The sequence below is a fragment of the Herbaspirillum sp. genome, from assembly GCF_017744395.1.
Classification (GTDB): Bacteria; Pseudomonadota; Gammaproteobacteria; order Burkholderiales; family Burkholderiaceae_D; genus Herbaspirillum.
The window spans coordinates 273,395-287,998 of sequence record NZ_JAGIBI010000001.1; the positions used below are offsets into that span (position 1 = coordinate 273,395).

Annotated in this window: 13 protein-coding genes and 1 pseudogene; 9 read left to right on the forward strand and 5 right to left on the reverse strand. The window is 64.6% G+C overall.

The genetic code is table 11. The features are described 5' to 3' along the window. Nucleotides 1-106: 106 nt before the first annotated feature. Nucleotides 107-871: a sulfite exporter TauE/SafE family protein gene (locus J7548_RS01230; protein ID WP_290969254.1), complete on the forward strand. Its 765-nt coding sequence runs from the start codon at nucleotides 107-109 to the stop codon at nucleotides 869-871. On the opposite strand, the gene J7548_RS01235 is transcribed toward J7548_RS01230, so the two are convergent. Then, entirely contained in the window at nucleotides 872-1,846 is a 975-nt protein-coding gene (locus tag J7548_RS01235; RefSeq protein ID WP_290969257.1) for a LysR family transcriptional regulator, read from the reverse strand. It lies immediately after the preceding gene. A gap of 214 nt (nucleotides 1,847-2,060) precedes the next feature. Between J7548_RS01235 and J7548_RS01240 the strand changes: the two genes are divergently transcribed. Genes J7548_RS01240 through J7548_RS01265 form a run of 6 tightly spaced genes read left to right on the forward strand, consistent with a single transcriptional unit; the run spans nucleotide 2,061 to nucleotide 8,410 of the window. Beyond that, nucleotides 2,061-2,921 carry a MaoC family dehydratase N-terminal domain-containing protein gene (locus J7548_RS01240; RefSeq protein WP_290969259.1) on the forward strand — a complete coding sequence of 287 codons (861 nt, stop codon included), beginning with the start codon at nucleotides 2,061-2,063 and terminating at the stop codon, nucleotides 2,919-2,921. Between the two features lie 42 nt (nucleotides 2,922-2,963). Further along, nucleotides 2,964-4,130 (forward strand): acyl-CoA dehydrogenase family protein, encoded by a 1,167-nt coding sequence (locus J7548_RS01245; protein ID WP_290969262.1) that lies wholly within the window; start codon nucleotides 2,964-2,966, stop codon nucleotides 4,128-4,130. Nucleotides 4,131-4,163: 33 nt separating this feature from the next. Then, entirely contained in the window at nucleotides 4,164-5,354 is a 1,191-nt protein-coding gene (locus J7548_RS01250) for a CaiB/BaiF CoA-transferase family protein (RefSeq protein ID WP_290969264.1), read from the forward strand. Beyond that, on the forward strand, nucleotides 5,354-6,181 hold the full coding sequence (locus J7548_RS01255; protein WP_290969267.1) for a CoA ester lyase: 828 nt from the start codon (nucleotides 5,354-5,356) through the stop codon (nucleotides 6,179-6,181). Before J7548_RS01250 ends, J7548_RS01255 begins: the two co-directional genes overlap by 1 nt. Nucleotides 6,182-6,219: 38 nt before the next feature. After that, a complete protein-coding gene (locus tag J7548_RS01260; protein WP_290969270.1) occupies nucleotides 6,220-7,344 on the forward strand; it encodes a zinc-dependent alcohol dehydrogenase family protein in 1,125 nt (374 codons plus the stop codon). Between the two features lie 37 nt (nucleotides 7,345-7,381). Further along, nucleotides 7,382-8,410 (forward strand): TRAP transporter substrate-binding protein, encoded by a 1,029-nt coding sequence (locus J7548_RS01265; RefSeq protein ID WP_290969273.1) that lies wholly within the window; start codon nucleotides 7,382-7,384, stop codon nucleotides 8,408-8,410. A gap of 74 nt (nucleotides 8,411-8,484) precedes the next feature. Here J7548_RS01265 and argC read toward each other — a convergent pair whose 3' ends face one another. Beyond that, a complete protein-coding gene (argC, locus tag J7548_RS01270) occupies nucleotides 8,485-9,417 on the reverse strand; it encodes an N-acetyl-gamma-glutamyl-phosphate reductase (protein WP_290969276.1) in 933 nt (310 codons plus the stop codon). A 143-nt stretch (nucleotides 9,418-9,560) separates the two neighbouring features. Between argC and J7548_RS01275 the strand changes: the two genes are divergently transcribed. Then, nucleotides 9,561-10,460: a LysR substrate-binding domain-containing protein gene (locus tag J7548_RS01275; RefSeq protein ID WP_290969280.1), complete on the forward strand. Its 900-nt coding sequence runs from the start codon at nucleotides 9,561-9,563 to the stop codon at nucleotides 10,458-10,460. Nucleotides 10,461-10,482: 22 nt separating this feature from the next. Here the strand turns inward: J7548_RS01275 and J7548_RS01280 are convergent. After that, nucleotides 10,483-11,199, reverse strand: a pseudogene (locus J7548_RS01280) (GNAT family protein); the annotation flags it as partial. Between the two features lie 124 nt (nucleotides 11,200-11,323). Between J7548_RS01280 and J7548_RS01285 the strand changes: the two are divergent. Then, nucleotides 11,324-12,796, forward strand: coding sequence for a PLP-dependent aminotransferase family protein (locus J7548_RS01285; protein WP_290969284.1), 1,473 nt, complete (start codon nucleotides 11,324-11,326; stop codon nucleotides 12,794-12,796). A 13-nt stretch (nucleotides 12,797-12,809) separates the two neighbouring features. Here J7548_RS01285 and J7548_RS01290 read toward each other — a convergent pair whose 3' ends face one another. Together J7548_RS01290 and J7548_RS01295 are read right to left on the reverse strand one after the other, a co-directional pair. After that, on the reverse strand, nucleotides 12,810-13,292 hold the full coding sequence (locus J7548_RS01290; protein WP_290969286.1) for a DUF4118 domain-containing protein: 483 nt from the start codon (nucleotides 13,290-13,292) through the stop codon (nucleotides 12,810-12,812). 132 nt (nucleotides 13,293-13,424) lie between these two features. Next, nucleotides 13,425-14,336, reverse strand: a complete 912-nt coding sequence (locus J7548_RS01295; RefSeq protein ID WP_290969288.1) for an alpha/beta fold hydrolase — start codon at nucleotides 14,334-14,336, stop codon at nucleotides 13,425-13,427. Nucleotides 14,337-14,604 lie beyond the last annotated feature (268 nt).

Consider the following 14,604-nt stretch of genomic DNA (forward strand, 5'->3'; position numbering starts at 1 on the left):
ATGGCGCCGCTCATGACAGTCTCCTTGTCTTGTTTGAACGCCGAACCTGCATGGCAGGCAATGATGCCTGGCCCTGCACGCGCGGCAGAGGCATAACTTTACACCGATGATGGATTCTTTGTTTTTGTCGAGCCTGCTCAACTTCCTGCTGGGCGGCGTGCTGGGAGCGACCGGCGGGTTGTTCGGGATCGGCGGCGGACTGATCGCCATTCCGGTGCTGGGTTATCTGTACGGCATGGACCAGCAATTGGCGCAGGGCACGTCGCTGGTGATGATCGTGCCCAATGTGGTGATCGCGTTCTGGCGCTACAAGCAGCGCAACAGGATCGAGTGGAGTTCGGCCCTGATGATGTGCGTGCCGGCGGTAGTGACGACGTATTTCTCGGCGCGCATGGCCACCAGCATCGATGCGCGCAGCCTGCATTTCTGTTTCGCCGCCTTCATGGGGCTGCTGGCGCTGTATTACCTGTGGACGCTGCTGCGCCGGCAGCGCAGCGTGCAATCTTCCATCGTGCTGCCGCGCAGGTATATCTTCGCGGTGGGCATGTCGGCCGGCGCTTCGGCGGGATTTTTCAGCGTGGGCGGGGCGATCGTGGCGGTGCCGATGCTGACCGCCTTTTTCGGCGCTACGCAGACTGCGGCGCAAGGGCTGGGCCTGGCGATGGTCACGCCGGGGACACTGGTGGCGCTGTGGACCTATGCCCATGCCGGCCATGTCGATTGGGCCGTGGGGATTCCGATGGCGCTGGGCGGCGTGCTCAGCATCTCATGGGGCGTGGCGCTGGCGCACCATCTGCCGGAGCGGCGCTTGCGCATCCTGTTTTGCGGTGCGTTGCTGCTGTTGTCGGTGTGGATGATGGCCGAAGGCTGATTAGGCCCTTTTCTTTTCCCTCGCGTTTTTCTTCTTCGCCGCGTCGGCGATGGCGCTGACCTTGTCGTCGTCGGCCGCCTGCGGCTGCGCCATCTGTTCGCCGATGAAGTCGACCAGGTTGCGCGCGTGCGGCGATAGCGTGTCGATGTCCTGGAACACCATGCTGCGCTCGCGCACGCTCCACGGGTCGGAGAGTTCGACGATGGCGAGCTGCATGGTCTGCTGGTGGCGCTGCGCGGCCGACAGCGGCACGATGCCGATGCCGACGTTGGTTTCGATCATGCGGCACATCGCCTCGAAGCTGCGTACCTGGATGCGCAGCTTCAGCCGCTGGCCGTTTTCGGAAACGATCTTGTTCAGGAAGTGGTGCAGGGTGCTGCCTTCGTGCAGGCCGATGTGCTCATACTCCAGCGTTTCCACGAACGGGAGGGGGCCGGCGCCGGCCAGCGGGTGTTCCAGCGCGGTGACCAGCACCAGGCGGTCGGTCGAGAAATTGAGGATTTCCAGGCCATCGCCCTGCACCGGGCCGGCCACGATGCCGATGTCGGCCGTGCCTTCCTGGATGCCGCGCATGATGTCGTGGTTCAGCCGTTCTTCCAGCGCCACGTTGACTTGCGGATAGAGCGCCAGGAACTTGCCCAGGATCTCGGGCATGAATTCGGTCACGGCGGTGGTGTTGGCGAAGATGCGGATGTAGCCCTTGATGCCGTTGTTGTACTGCTGCATGTCGCTCTTGAGGTGTTCCACCTGCTGCATGAACTGTTGCGCATGATGCAGTAGCGTCTGCCCGGCCGGGGTCAGTTGCACGCCCTTGCTTTCGCGGTAGAGCAGGCGGGTGCCGAAGCGCGTCTCCAGTTCCTTGATGCGGTTGCTGGTGGCCGCCAGCGAGAGATTCATGCGCTCGGCGCTGCGCGTGAGACTGTTGAGTTCGGCAATCAGGATGAAGAGGCGCAGGTCGGTCAGGTCGAAGAGCATGGTGTGATCCGCTGAAGGTGGCTGAAGGAATCGGTGCTGAGCCATGTTACGCCGATTTTCCGTTGTGCATGTGCGCTCTCCTTGCTGCGTTGCCGCATGCGCGAGGCTTCACTGCGACCAAAGCCCCCCTTCCAAAAATACAGATTGCCCGGGCGCTGGCGCCGGGACAGACTTGCCCGCATTCCAATGAAACGGTAAGGATGCGGAGAAGTACATGGCGAATTCGGAGCTAGACCTGGCGATGTTGCGGCAATGGGTAGACAAGAGCGAACACCGCGAAGACTTCATCAATCCTGCCTTCGCCGCCGCGCTGGCGGCTACCATCGACGGCCCGCGCCAGCCGCAGGCGGGCGACGCCTTGCCGCCGCTGTGGCACTGGATCTATTTCTGGACCGTGTGCAAGGAATCCGAAATCGGCGCTGACGGCCATCCCCGGCGCGGTGGATTCCTGCCGCCGATACCCTTGCCGCGCCGCATGTGGGCCGGCGGCCGCCTGCGTTTCGAGGCGCCGCTGCCGATCGGCGCGGTGGCGCAGAAGACTTCGCGCATCGCCAGCGTCGACGTCAAGCAGGGCCGCACCGGCGCGCTGGCCTTCGTTACCGTCAAGCATGAGATTGGCCACGGCGGCCGGGTCTGCCTGCATGAAGAGCACGACATCGTCTACCGCGACCTGCCGCAGCCGGGCACGGCGGCGGTTGCGCCCAAGGCGGCGCCGACGGATGCGCAGTGGAAGCGCCGCGTCGATCCCGATCCGGTGCTGCTGTTCCGTTATTCGGCGTTGACTTTCAACGGCCATCGCATCCATTACGACCGCAGCTACGTTACCGGCGTCGAAGGCTATCCCGGCCTGATCGTGCACGGCCCGCTGATCGCTACCTTGCTGGCTGACCTGCTGGCGCGCGAGATGCCGCAGGCGGTGCTGCGCGAATTCAATTTCCGCGCGGTGGGCAGCCTGTTCGACACCGAGGGCTTCGATCTGTGCGGAAAACTGGCCGCCGACGGCAAGTCGGCCTCGCTGTGGGCGCAGAACCTGCGCGGCGAGCTGGCGATGCAGGCTGAGGCTATTCTGGCCTGACTTGGCCTGATACACATTCATTTCCTATCTCGGAGATTCATCATGTCTTACCAGGCGCCCAACGACGCGTATGGCGATCTGCGCGATGCCGTGCGCGATCTGTGCAATACCTTTCCTCCCGAATACTGGCGCCGGGTGGATGAAGCGCGCGGCTATCCGGAAGAGTTCGTCGAGGCGCTGACCAGGGCCGGCTGGCTGGCGGCGCTAATCCCGCAGGAGTACGGCGGCTCCGGCCTGGGTCTGACCGAGGCTTCGGTGATCATGGAAGAGATTAATCGCACCGGCGGCAACTCCGGCGCCTGCCACGGCCAGATGTACAACATGGGCACGCTGCTGCGCCATGGTTCCGAGCAGCAGAAGCAACAGTACTTGCCCAGGATCGCCAGCGGCGAACTGCGCCTGCAGTCGATGGGCGTGACCGAACCCACCACCGGCACCGACACCACCAGGATCAAGACCGTGGCCGTGAAGAAGGGCGACCGCTACGTGGTCAACGGCCAGAAGGTGTGGATCTCGCGCATCCAGCATTCCGACCTGATGATCCTGCTGGCGCGCACCACGCCGCTGGAACAGGTCAGGAAGAAATCGGAGGGCATGTCGATTTTCATCGTCGATCTGAAGCAAGCGATCGGCCGCGGGATGGAGGTGCGGCCGATCCTGAACATGGTCAATCACGAGACCAATGAACTGTTCTTCGACAACCTGGAAATCCCGGCGGAAAACCTGATCGGCGAAGAGGGCCGTGGCTTCAAGTACATCCTCGACGGCTTGAACGCCGAGCGCACGCTGATCGCCGCCGAGTGCATCGGCGACGGCTACTGGTTCATCGACAAGGCCGCGCAGTACGCCAAGGAGCGCGTGGTGTTCGACCGCCCGATCGGCATGAACCAGGGCGTGCAGTTCCCCATCGCCGACGCCTATATCGAGCTGGAGGCCGCCAACCTGATGCGCTACAAGGCCTGCGAGCTGTTCGATGCGCACCAGCCCTGCGGCGCCCAGGCCAACATGGCCAAGTTCCTGGCGGCCAAGGCTTCGTGGGAAGCGGCCAACGTCTGCCTGCAGACGCACGGCGGCTTCGGCTTCGCCTGCGAATACGACGTCGAGCGCAAGTTCCGCGAGACGCGCCTGTACCAGGTGGCGCCGATCTCGACCAACCTGATCTATTCCTACGTGGCCGAACACGTGCTGGGCTTGCCGCGCTCGTTCTGACGAGCGGTGCGAAAACGTCAACAAGGAAACGCCATGCTGCCATCGAACCGCCCGCTGGAGGGCATCACCGTCATCAGCCTCGAACACGCGATCGCCGCGCCGTTCTGCACGCGCCAGCTGGCCGACCTCGGCGCCCGCGTGATCAAGATCGAACGCCCCGGCGTGGGCGATTTCGCGCGCGGCTACGATACCCGCGTCAATGGCTTGTCGTCGCATTTCGTCTGGACCAACCGCTCCAAGGAAAGCCTGACGCTGAACTTGAAGGATGAGGACGGCAAGCAGGTCATCGGCAAGCTGCTGGAGCAGGCCGACGTGCTGGTGCAGAACCTGGCGCCGGGCGCCGCCGCCGGTTTGGGCTTGTCGGCCGAGGCGCTGCACAAGAAGCATCCGCGCCTGATCGTGTGCGACATCTCCGGCTACGGCGAGGATGGCCCTTATCGCGACAAGAAAGCCTATGACCTGCTGATCCAGAGCGAGGCCGGCTTCCTGTCGGTGACCGGTTCACGCGACGAGATGGCCAAGGCCGGCTGCTCGATCGCCGACATCGCCGCCGGCATGTATGCCTATTCCAATATTCTCGCTGCACTGATCAAGCGCGGGCGCGATGGCCGTGGCAGCCATATCGACCTCTCCATGCTGGAGGCGCTGACCGAATGGATGAGCTTCCCGATGTATTACGCCTACCAGGGCGCGTCGGCGCCGGTGCGCTCGGGCGCCGAGCACGCGACCATCTATCCCTACGGCCCGTTTGCCGCCGGCGACGGCAAGACCGTGATGCTGGGCCTGCAGAACGAGCGCGAGTGGAAGGTGTTTTGCGAGGTGGTGCTGCAGGATCCGGCGCTGGCGACCGACGAACGCTTCTCCAACAACTCGCGCCGCCATGAGCATCGCGATGCACTACGCGCGCTGATCCTCAAGATGTTTGCCGGCATGAGCGCCGAGCAGGTCGTGGCGCGCCTGGACGAAGCGCAGATCGCCAACGCCGGCGTCAGCACCATGCAAGACCTGTGGCAGCACCCGCAACTGGCGGCGCGCCGGCGCTGGACCGAGGTCGCTTCGCCGGCCGGCATGCTGCCCGCGCTGCTGCCGCCGGGCGCCAACGACAGCTACGACTACCGCATGGATGCGGTGCCGTCGCTGGGCCAGCATACCGACAGCATCCTGGCCGGGCTGGGTTATGAGGCCGGGCAGATCGCGGCGATGCGCGAGCGGGGAGCGGTCTGATGGCAGCGCTGCCGACCAGCTACTTGTTCGTGCCGGCCAACCGCAGGGAGCGCTATGCCAAGGCGCTGGACAGCGGCGCCGACGCGGTGATCGTCGACCTGGAAGATGCGGTTGGTCCGCAACTGAAGGTAGAGGCGCGTGCCGCACTGGATGAATGGTTGCGGCAGCACGGCCCGCAGCCCAGGCTGTGGGTGCGCGTCAATGCCGCCGATACCGATTGGCACGAAGCGGATGTGGCCGCATTCACCGGCATGCCGATCGCCGGCATCGTGCTGCCCAAGGCGGAGAGTCCGGCGGCGATTGCCGCCATCGCCAAACGCCTGGGCGGCAGCGGGCAAGGCGTGATCGCCTTGATCGAGACGGCAGCCGGCATCGCCGCCATGCGCGAGATTGCGCGCATGGCCGGCGTGGTGCGACTGGCGTTCGGTTCCATCGACCTGCAGGTCGACCTGGGCATGCAATGCGATGCCGTCGAGAGCGAACTGGCGCATTTGCGGGTGGAGATGGTGCTGGCTTCCCGCCTGGCCGGAATCGCACCGCCCATCGACGGTGTGACCGCCGCGTTCGACGACATGCCGTTCCTGGTGGCCGCTGTGCAGCGTTCACTGCACCTGGGTTTCGGCGCCAAGCTGTGCATCCATCCCAAACAGGTGGCGGCGGTCAACGCGGGTTTCCGTCCAACGGCGCAGGAACTGGCCTGGGCGCGCGCGGTGATGGCGGCGGTGGACAAGGGCGACGGCGGGGCCATTTCCCTGGACGGCAGGATGATCGACAAGCCGGTGATCCTGCAGGCGCAGCGTTTCCTGCAACGCGGCGGCCTCGTGTAACCTGCCTGTTTCTTTCCAATTCAACAGAGGAGCGAGACATGAAAATCCAGGCAGCCGTTTTGCGCGAGATGACCGACGTGCATCCGTTTGCGCAAAGCCAGCCGCTGAAAATAGAAGAACTGGAACTGGATCCGCCCGGTCCCGGTGAAGTGCTGGTGAAGATGAAGGCCGCCGGCCTGTGCCATTCGGACTTGTCGGTGATCACCGGCGTGCGTCCGCGTCCGGTGCCGATGGCGCTGGGGCATGAGGCATCGGCCGAAGTGGTGCAGGTGGGCAGCGGCGTGACCGACCTGCGCGCCGGCGACCTGGTGGTGCTGGTGTTCGTGCCTAGCTGCGGCCATTGCATGCCGTGCATGGAAGGCCGCCCGGCGCTATGCGAGCCGGGCGCGGCGACCAATACCATGGGCGAGCTGCTGGCGGGCGGTCGTCGCCTGCACGCGAATGGCAACGCGATTCATCACCATCTGGGCGTTTCGGCCTTCGCCGACCATGCGGTGGTATCGCGCCGCTCCTGCGTCAAGATCGAGGCCGATATCGATCCGGTGGAAGCCGCGCTGTTCGGCTGTGCGGTGCTGACCGGCGTAGGCGCCGCGGTCAACACCGCCGAGGTCAAGGCCGGCACCACGGCTGCCGTGCTGGGGCTGGGAGGCGTCGGCCTGTGCGCGATGTTGGGGGCGCTGGCTTCCGGCGCGCGCGAGGTGATCGCGGTCGACCTGCACGACAGCAAGCTGGAAGTGGCCAAGGCACTGGGCGCGACCGCGACGGTGAACGCGCGCGATCCGGATGCGGTGGAAAAGGTCAAGGCGCTGACCCGCGGCGGCGTCGACTACGCCTTCGAGATGGCGGGTTCGGTGCAGGCGATGGAAGCGGCCTACCGCATGACGCGGCGCGGCGGCATGACTATCACCGCCGGCCTGCCGGCGCCGGACCAGAAGTGGAACCTGCAGCAGGTCAGCCTGGTGGCCGAGGAGCGTACCGTCAAGGGTAGCTACATCGGTTCCTGCGTGCCGCTGCGCGATATCCCGCGCTACATCGGGCTGTACCGGGCCGGCAAGCTGCCGGTGGACAAGCTGATGGGCGAGCGTCTGGCGCTGGCCGACATCAATCGCGGTTTCGATCGCCTGCATACCGGGGAGGGCTTGCGGGACTTGATTGTGTTTTAACGCCTTTGTTTGAAGGCATCACAGGAGGAGACACGGCATGACCAAAACAACATTCAGCAGATTCAGAAGAACCGCATTGGCCGCCATCGCCATTTCCGGGCTGGCGCCGCTGGCATCGGCGCAGCAGCCCATCGTCATCAAGTTCAGCCACGTGGTGGCCAACGATACGCCCAAGGGCAAGGGCGCCGAGCGTTTCAAGGAACTGGCCGAGAAGGCCACCAAGGGCCGCGTGAAGGTCGAGGTCTACCCGAACAGCACGCTGTACAAGGACAAGGAAGAGCTGGAGGCGCTGCAACTGGGCGCGGTGCAGATGCTGGCGCCGTCGCTGGCCAAGTTCGGCCCGCTGGGTGTGAAGGAGTTCGAGGTGTTCGACCTGCCGTACATTTTCCCCAACCGCGCGGTGCTGCAGCGCGTGACCGAAGGGCCGGTCGGACAAGGGCTGTTCCAGAAGCTGGAAGGCAAGGGCATCAAGGGCCTGGCCTATTGGGACAACGGCATGAAGGTGATGACGGCCAACAAGCCCCTGCACAAGGTCACGGACTTCCGTGGCTTGAAGATGCGCATCCAGTCCTCCAAGGTGCTGGACGAGCAGTTCCGCGCCCTGAAGGCCAATCCGCAGGTGCTGGCGTTCTCCGAGGTGTACCAGGCGTTGCAGACCGGCGTGGTGGACGGCAGCGAGAACACGCCTTCGAACGTCTTTACGCAGAAGATGCATGAGGTGCAATCCAACCTGACGGTGTCCGACCACGGCTACATCGGCTATGCGGTGATCGTGAACAAGAAATTCTGGGATTCGCTGCCGGCTGACGTCCGCACCCAACTGGAAGGCGCGATGAAGGAGGCCACTGCCTACGCCAACACCATCGCGCAGAAGGAGAACGACGATGCGCTGGCGGCTATCAAGGCTTCCGGCAAGACCAAGGTCTATTACCTGACCGACGAAGAGAAGGCCGAATGGCGCAAGGCCTTGATGCCCGTGCACAAGAGCATGACCTCGCGCGTCGGCAAGGACCTGATCGAGGCGATCTACAAGGAGAGTGAGGCGGCCGGCGTGAAGATGAACTGAGGCTGCGCCGGACACATTGTTTCAATACGGCCCGCAGTGATGCGGGCCGTATTCATTTTGGCCGGGGCAATGCGTCAGGCGCCATGCAGCATCAGGTCCAGGTTCTGCACCGCCGCGCCAGAGGCGCCCTTGCCCAGGTTGTCGAAGACCGCGCATAGCAGGAAGTGGCCTTCCTGGTCGCTGCCGAACACGCCCAGCGTCATGTCGTTGCTGTTGTTGTGAGCGGTGGGATCGAGACGTTCGGTGGTCGCGCTTTGCCCGGCCGTCAGCACCTTGACATGGCGCGCGCCCGCATAGTGGCTTTCCAGCGCCGCGCGCAGGCTTTCCTTGCTGGCATGCGCAGGCAGCAGGCGCGCCTGCAGGGCGATCGTCAGGACGATGCCCTGGCGGAAGGCGCCGTAGGACGGCACAAATACCGGGCGCTGGGTCAGGTCGGCGTGCAATTGCATTTCCGGCGGATGCTTGTGTTGCAGGCCCAGGCCGTAGGTGACGAAGGGGGCAGCGTTGGCGGCATGTTCGCCTTCATATTGTTCGACCTGGGTGCGGCCGCCGCCCGAATAACCCGATACCGCGTGGATCGCCAGCGGATAGTCCGGCGGCACCAGTCCCGCCTGTACCAGCGGGCGCAGCAGAGCGATGGCGCCGGTCGGGTAGCAGCCGGGATTGGTCACGCGCAGCGCCGTGGCGATGCGCGAGGGCTGGTCGGATGACATTTCGGGGAAACCGTAGGTCCAGCCGGGATCGGTGCGGTGCGCCGAACTGGCGTCGATGATGCGCACCTTGGGGTTGTCGACCAGCGCCACCGCTTCGCGCGCGGCGGCGTCCGGCAGGCACAGCAGGGCGATGTCAGCGGTGTTGATGGCTTCGGCGCGGCGCCGCACATCCTTGCGCTCGGCGGCGGGCAAGCTCAGCAGGCGCAGGTCGCTGCGCCCGCGCAGGCGTTCGTTGATTTGCAGGCCGGTAGTGCCCTGGTCGCCGTCGATGAAAATCAGGGGAAGATTGCTCACGATGTGCTCCTGTCGGTACGTCGATACGGGTTCAGGCAGCCATCTTGCGGTAAACCCTATAATTGGAAAAGTTGAATATTTAAAAGAGATGATTCAGGTTTTCTGAATGATCGTTTCGATTTAATCCATTTCCATACGGCACCATGCGCGAACTCAATCTCGACCGCCTGCGTACCCTGGTCGCCATCGTCGACCTCGGCTCCTTTGCCGCCGCCGCCCGCGCGCTGCACCTGGCGCCGCCCACGGTGAGCCTGCATATCAGCGAGCTGGAAAGCAGCGTCGGCGCGACTTTGCTGCTGCGCCAGCGCAGCCGGGTGCGGCCTTCGGGCGTGGGCGAGACGCTGGTGGCGCGGGCGCGGCAATTGCTGGCCGATGCCGAGCAGGCGCTGGAAGAGGTCAAGCGCCAGGTGCAGGGGCTGGAAGGGCGGGTGCGCCTGGGTGCCTCGACCGGGGCCATCGCCTATCTGCTGCCGCAGGCGCTGGAGATGGTGGGGCAGCGCCATCCCGGCATCGATGTGCAGGTGATGGTGCTGACCTCGGAAGAGACCTTGGCGCGGCTGTCCGGCGGCACGCTCGATATCGGCCTGGTGGCGCTGCCGCAGGCGGCGGTGGACGGCTTGTCGGTCAAGCCGTGGCGGCGCGATCCGGTGATGGCATTCGTGCCGGCCGGCTGGAATGCGCCGCGCACGGTCACGCCGCAATGGCTGGCGGCGCAGCCGCTGATCCTGAATGCGCCCAATACGCGGTTGTCGCGCCTGACGACGGAGTGGTTCGCGGCGGCCGGCGAGCACCCGGCGGCGCGCATCCAGCTCAATTTCAACGATGCGGTGAAAAGCCTGGTGGCGGCCGGTTATGGCGCGACCTTGCTGCCGCATGAAGTCGGCCAGCAGGACATGGGTGGGCCGCCCGCCGATCCGCGCATCGCCATGCGGCCGCTCAAGCCGAAGCTATGGCGGCCGCTGGGGATCGCGCACCGTACCGGCGAGCCCGAGCCGGCCACGCGGTACATGCTGGAGGCCTTATGGGCGCTCAAGCAGGCTTGAGCGCGAGGTCATCGCATCATGCTCGCAAAGCTGACAGCGACTGGCGCTGTTGGCCCTGGCTGTCGAAATTGGTCGGGGACAGCCAGCGTTCGAAGGCGCCGCGCAGCGCCGGCCATTCGCCGTCGATGATGGAGAACCAGGCCGTGTCGCGGTTGCGGCCGCGATAGACGATGGCCTGGCGGAAGATCCCTTCGAAGCTGAAGCCGAGTCGCAGCGCCGCGTTGCGCGAGGGGGTGTTGAGGCTGTCGCATTTCCATTCATAGCGGCGGTAGCCCAGTTGCTCGAAGGCGTAGCGCATCAGCAGGAATTGCGCCTCGGTGGCCACGCGTGTGCGCTTGAGCTGGCGCGATAGCGCGACATGCCCGACCTCGATCACGCCATGCTTCGGCTCGATGCGCATCAGCGCCAGGGTGCCGACGGCGCGCCCGCTGGCCTTGTCGATGACGGCGTAGTGCAGCGGGTCTTCGCTCTTTTCCAGGGCTTGCGCATGGTTGCGGTAAGAGGCCTGATCGGGGAAGGGGCCGCCCGTCATGTAGGTCCAGTCGCTGCCGTCCGGCGCCTGGGCAAAGGCTTGGTAGAGGTCGGCGGCATGGCGCTCGGCATTGACCGGTTCCAGCCGGCAGTAGCTGCCTTCGAGCACGATGCGCTGCGGGAGCGGGCGGGCTTGCCAGTCGGGCAGGGGGAAGCCGATGGGCTGGTTCCAGGCGTTGGTGGCGGGGCTCTTGTTGTCTTGGCTCATGGCGTGGTTGGCGTCGGCGGGACGCTTGCGGTTGGAATGGTTCAAACGATAGCGCTTTCGTGGCATCATAAAAAGTGCCACTATGTCCTTATCTTATGGAGCCACGATTTTTGCCGCCCGACCCATGACGGATCCTCTCCTTTTTTCCGCGCTGGCCGATGGCCCCGGCGTGCCGTCGCGCCAGCGGCAGTTGCTGGCGCGTTTCAAGCAAGCCATCCTGGACGGACGCCTGGCCGCCGGGAGCAGGCTGCCTTCCTCGCGCGCGTTGTGCGAGGAGCTGCAGGTTTCCCGCAATACCGTGCTGGCGGTGTACGAGCAATTGAGCGCCGAGGGATATGCCCAGGCCGACCGCCAGGGCACGCGGGTGGCGCCGCTGTCGTCGCTGTCTTCCCTGCCGCGCAAGCCGGCGGTGGAGGTTCCCGCCAAGGCCGCTCCGGCTCCGCTACAGTCGCGGCGGGTGCAGACGCTGGCGCTTACGCGCGATGCCGGCGACCGCAGCCTGCCGCTGACGCCGGGCATGCCGGCCTTGAACCGGTTTCCCATCAACGCCTGGCTGCGGGCGCAGGAGCGCGCATTGCGGCGGGCGCCGCCGCAGGTGCTGGGATATGGCGATCCCCTGGGCGAGCCGGCGTTGCGCAGCGCCATCGCGCAGTATTTGCGGGTGGCGCGCGGTGTGCGCTGCGAGGCAGCGCAGGTGGTGGTGACGGAGGGCGCGCAAGGCGCCTTGTCGCTGTGCGTGCGCCTGTTTTCCAATCCCGGCGACACAGCCTGGGTGGAGGATCCCGGCTATGGCGGGGCGCGTACGGCCTTCCACGCCGGCGACCTGAAGACGGTGGGCATGGCGGTGGATAGCGAGGGGATTGTGATTCCCGAACGCCTGTGGCGCACCAGGCCGGCGCGGCTGGTGCATGTCACGCCTTCGCACCAGTATCCGACCGGCGCCGTGCTGTCGCTGGCGCGCCGGCTGTCGTTGATAGAGCAGGCGCATCGGGCCGGCAGCTGGATCATCGAAGACGACTACGACAGCGAGTTCCGTCATCGTGGCCATCCGGTGCCGGCCATGCAGGGGCTGTTGCCGCGGGCGCCTGTGCTGTATGTGGGGACGTTCAGCAAGACCATGTTCCCGGCCTTGCGCATCGGTTTCCTGGTATTGCCGAAGTCGGCGGGAGAGGGGGCTTACCCGGCGCTGGCCGAACTGTTGCGCGGCGGCCATCGGCTGGAGCAGCTGGCATTGGCGGAGTTCATCGCCAGCGGCCAGTTCTCGCGGCACTTGGGGCGCATGCGGCGTTTATACCGGGAGCGCCAGCGGGCGCTGCGGGAGGCGCTGGCCTCGCACCTGAAGATGGAACATGAGGTGCTGGGCGGCGACAGCGGGCTGCACCTGACGGTGCGGCTGCCCGAGGCTTATGACGACGCCGCCATCAGCGCCGCGGCGCGCGCGGCGGGGATCAACGTCGGGGCGCTGTCGTCGTTTTCGGCAGCACGTCCGAAGGCGACCTGCAATGGCCTGGTGATCGGTTATGGCGATACGTCGGAAGACCAGTTCTTGCCGTTGATCGGGCGACTGGGAGGAATACTGCGCAAGCTTGCGCGCTGAAGGACGCTCGGCCCTAGCTTTCCACTATGGCATCGCCTTCGAACTGTTTGGCATATTCGGCGCGGCGCGCCTGGTCCGATTCGATCAGTAGCTGGTAGCGGGTCTCGGAGACGCGTTGCTGCAGCACCGCGGCATAGCGCTCGCGCTGCAGCCATTCGATGATGATGGAGGCGGTCATCACGATCACGGTGTAGACGATGATCATGAAGATGTCCTTGTCGTTGAGGCCGTCGATCATGTAGAACGGCTTGCGGAAGAAGAACATCGCGGTGGGAATGCTGACGGCTAGCAGTCCCAGCGCATAAAGGTAGCCGGCCAGGTAGCTGATGACGATGCAATTGACCGCGAAAAACAGCATCGACATGGATTCGTCGACAATGGGCGCCAAGGCATAGCGCAGGCCGAAGGCCATGATGAAACCGGTCACGCTGAAGTAAAGCGGCCGCAGGCCCTGCGGGCGCCAGCTCTTCGCGTTCTTGAGTTTGATCAGCCTCATGAGGACTCTGGAATGGGGGCGGGTTGAAGTCATCTTCTCTTGCATTGCGCCACGGCGCAATATCCTCATGTTAAGAAACGCATCTGTCAAAAAACTGACGGAATGGCTTTTTTTTGCGATGTCGTGTTTGCGTTACTGGCGGCGGTCCTTCAGCGGCGAGGAGTGCGCCAGGTACTTGCGCGACAGCTCGTTACCGTGCAGGTCGATGCCGCGCTTGATGAACATGACCGTTTCATTGGTCACGATCTCGCGCTCGTTGTCGACGGTGATGATGTGGTAGCAGTCTCCCAGCCAGATCACCTTGCGCACTTCCGATGAAATGCCTTGCAGGATGAGTTCCGCGTTCTTCGGCGAGGCGGTTTCGTCGTCGATGGAATGGATGATGAGGATGTTGGCGCGCACCAGCGGCAGCGATTCCCGCACATAAGCCATCATCCGCTGCGCCGCGCGCAGGTGGCGCGCCGGTATCGACGCCGCGCCGACTGCCGCCACGCCATCCTTTTCCAGGGCGCTGGCCACGCGCCGGCGCATGTCGAAATTCTTGATGCCGTAGGGTTCGCTCTCCTTGTACGACCAGTTGCGGATGCCCATGTCATAGAACACCCGCAGCAGGTTCTGGTACCAAGGCACCGACCAGCCGTCATATTGCAGCACCGGCGACAGCAGCACCACGCTCAGCAGTTCGCTGCTGCGCGAAGCGACTGCCAGCGCCAGCGTCGCGCCCATGCTGAGGCCGCAGATGGAAACCGTCTTGAACTCTTCCCGCAGGCGCGCCACCTTGCTTTCGACGGCGGCGCACCAGTCTTCCCAATTGGGCGTGACCTGCGAATTGGTCAGCGACGCGGAATAGTTGTCGATGACCATCGGAATGACGGTGCAGCCGACCTTCTTCAATTGCTTGGGGATCGAGCCCAGCTCGAGCTGGGAGCCGCACAGGCCGTGCAACAGGAGGACGGCATGCTCCTTGTGCGGGCCGCCATGGCGTTCTTCGGTCAGCAAGCCGGCAAAGGTTTCGGTGTTGTCAATGGATGACGGTGAGTCCATAAATCTTCGTTTGCCGGCATTCAAGCCGGCGGTCTTTCTGGCGAACCGTTCGCCCCCGGACATACGGGATGGCGCGGCGGTTTGGCGTGCGCTTTGTGTTTCCCGGATGCATTTCCCTGGCCGCCCGTAGCGTGGGCGTGTTTTTTTGCAAAAGTCTAACCGTCCGGGATGAATGTTGCCAGCGTTAATCGTTCTCATCTGCCGGTTGAGGCCCTTTCTGGGAGCAGGATGTTTCAGCAGGCGGGAATTGGCCAGAATTATTTGCCGT

Excerpts from the sequence above, each read along its gene's own strand:
- J7548_RS01265 (WP_290969273.1), top strand. The coding sequence starts at position 7,382 with ATGACCAAAACAACATTCAGCAGATTCAGAAGAACCGCATTGGCCGCC.
- J7548_RS01295 (WP_290969288.1), bottom strand. The coding sequence starts at position 14,336 with ATGGACTCACCGTCATCCATTGACAACACCGAAACCTTTGCCGGCTTG.
- J7548_RS01255 (WP_290969267.1), top strand. The coding sequence starts at position 5,354 with ATGGCAGCGCTGCCGACCAGCTACTTGTTCGTGCCGGCCAACCGCAGG.
- J7548_RS01275 (WP_290969280.1), top strand. The coding sequence starts at position 9,561 with ATGCGCGAACTCAATCTCGACCGCCTGCGTACCCTGGTCGCCATCGTC.
- J7548_RS01235 (WP_290969257.1), bottom strand. The coding sequence starts at position 1,846 with ATGCTCTTCGACCTGACCGACCTGCGCCTCTTCATCCTGATTGCCGAA.
- J7548_RS01230 (WP_290969254.1), top strand. The coding sequence starts at position 107 with ATGATGGATTCTTTGTTTTTGTCGAGCCTGCTCAACTTCCTGCTGGGC.
- J7548_RS01250 (WP_290969264.1), top strand. The coding sequence starts at position 4,164 with ATGCTGCCATCGAACCGCCCGCTGGAGGGCATCACCGTCATCAGCCTC.
- J7548_RS01240 (WP_290969259.1), top strand. The coding sequence starts at position 2,061 with ATGGCGAATTCGGAGCTAGACCTGGCGATGTTGCGGCAATGGGTAGAC.
- J7548_RS01290 (WP_290969286.1), bottom strand. The coding sequence starts at position 13,292 with ATGAGGCTGATCAAACTCAAGAACGCGAAGAGCTGGCGCCCGCAGGGC.
- J7548_RS01245 (WP_290969262.1), top strand. The coding sequence starts at position 2,964 with ATGTCTTACCAGGCGCCCAACGACGCGTATGGCGATCTGCGCGATGCC.
- J7548_RS01260 (WP_290969270.1), top strand. The coding sequence starts at position 6,220 with ATGAAAATCCAGGCAGCCGTTTTGCGCGAGATGACCGACGTGCATCCG.
- J7548_RS01285 (WP_290969284.1), top strand. The coding sequence starts at position 11,324 with ATGACGGATCCTCTCCTTTTTTCCGCGCTGGCCGATGGCCCCGGCGTG.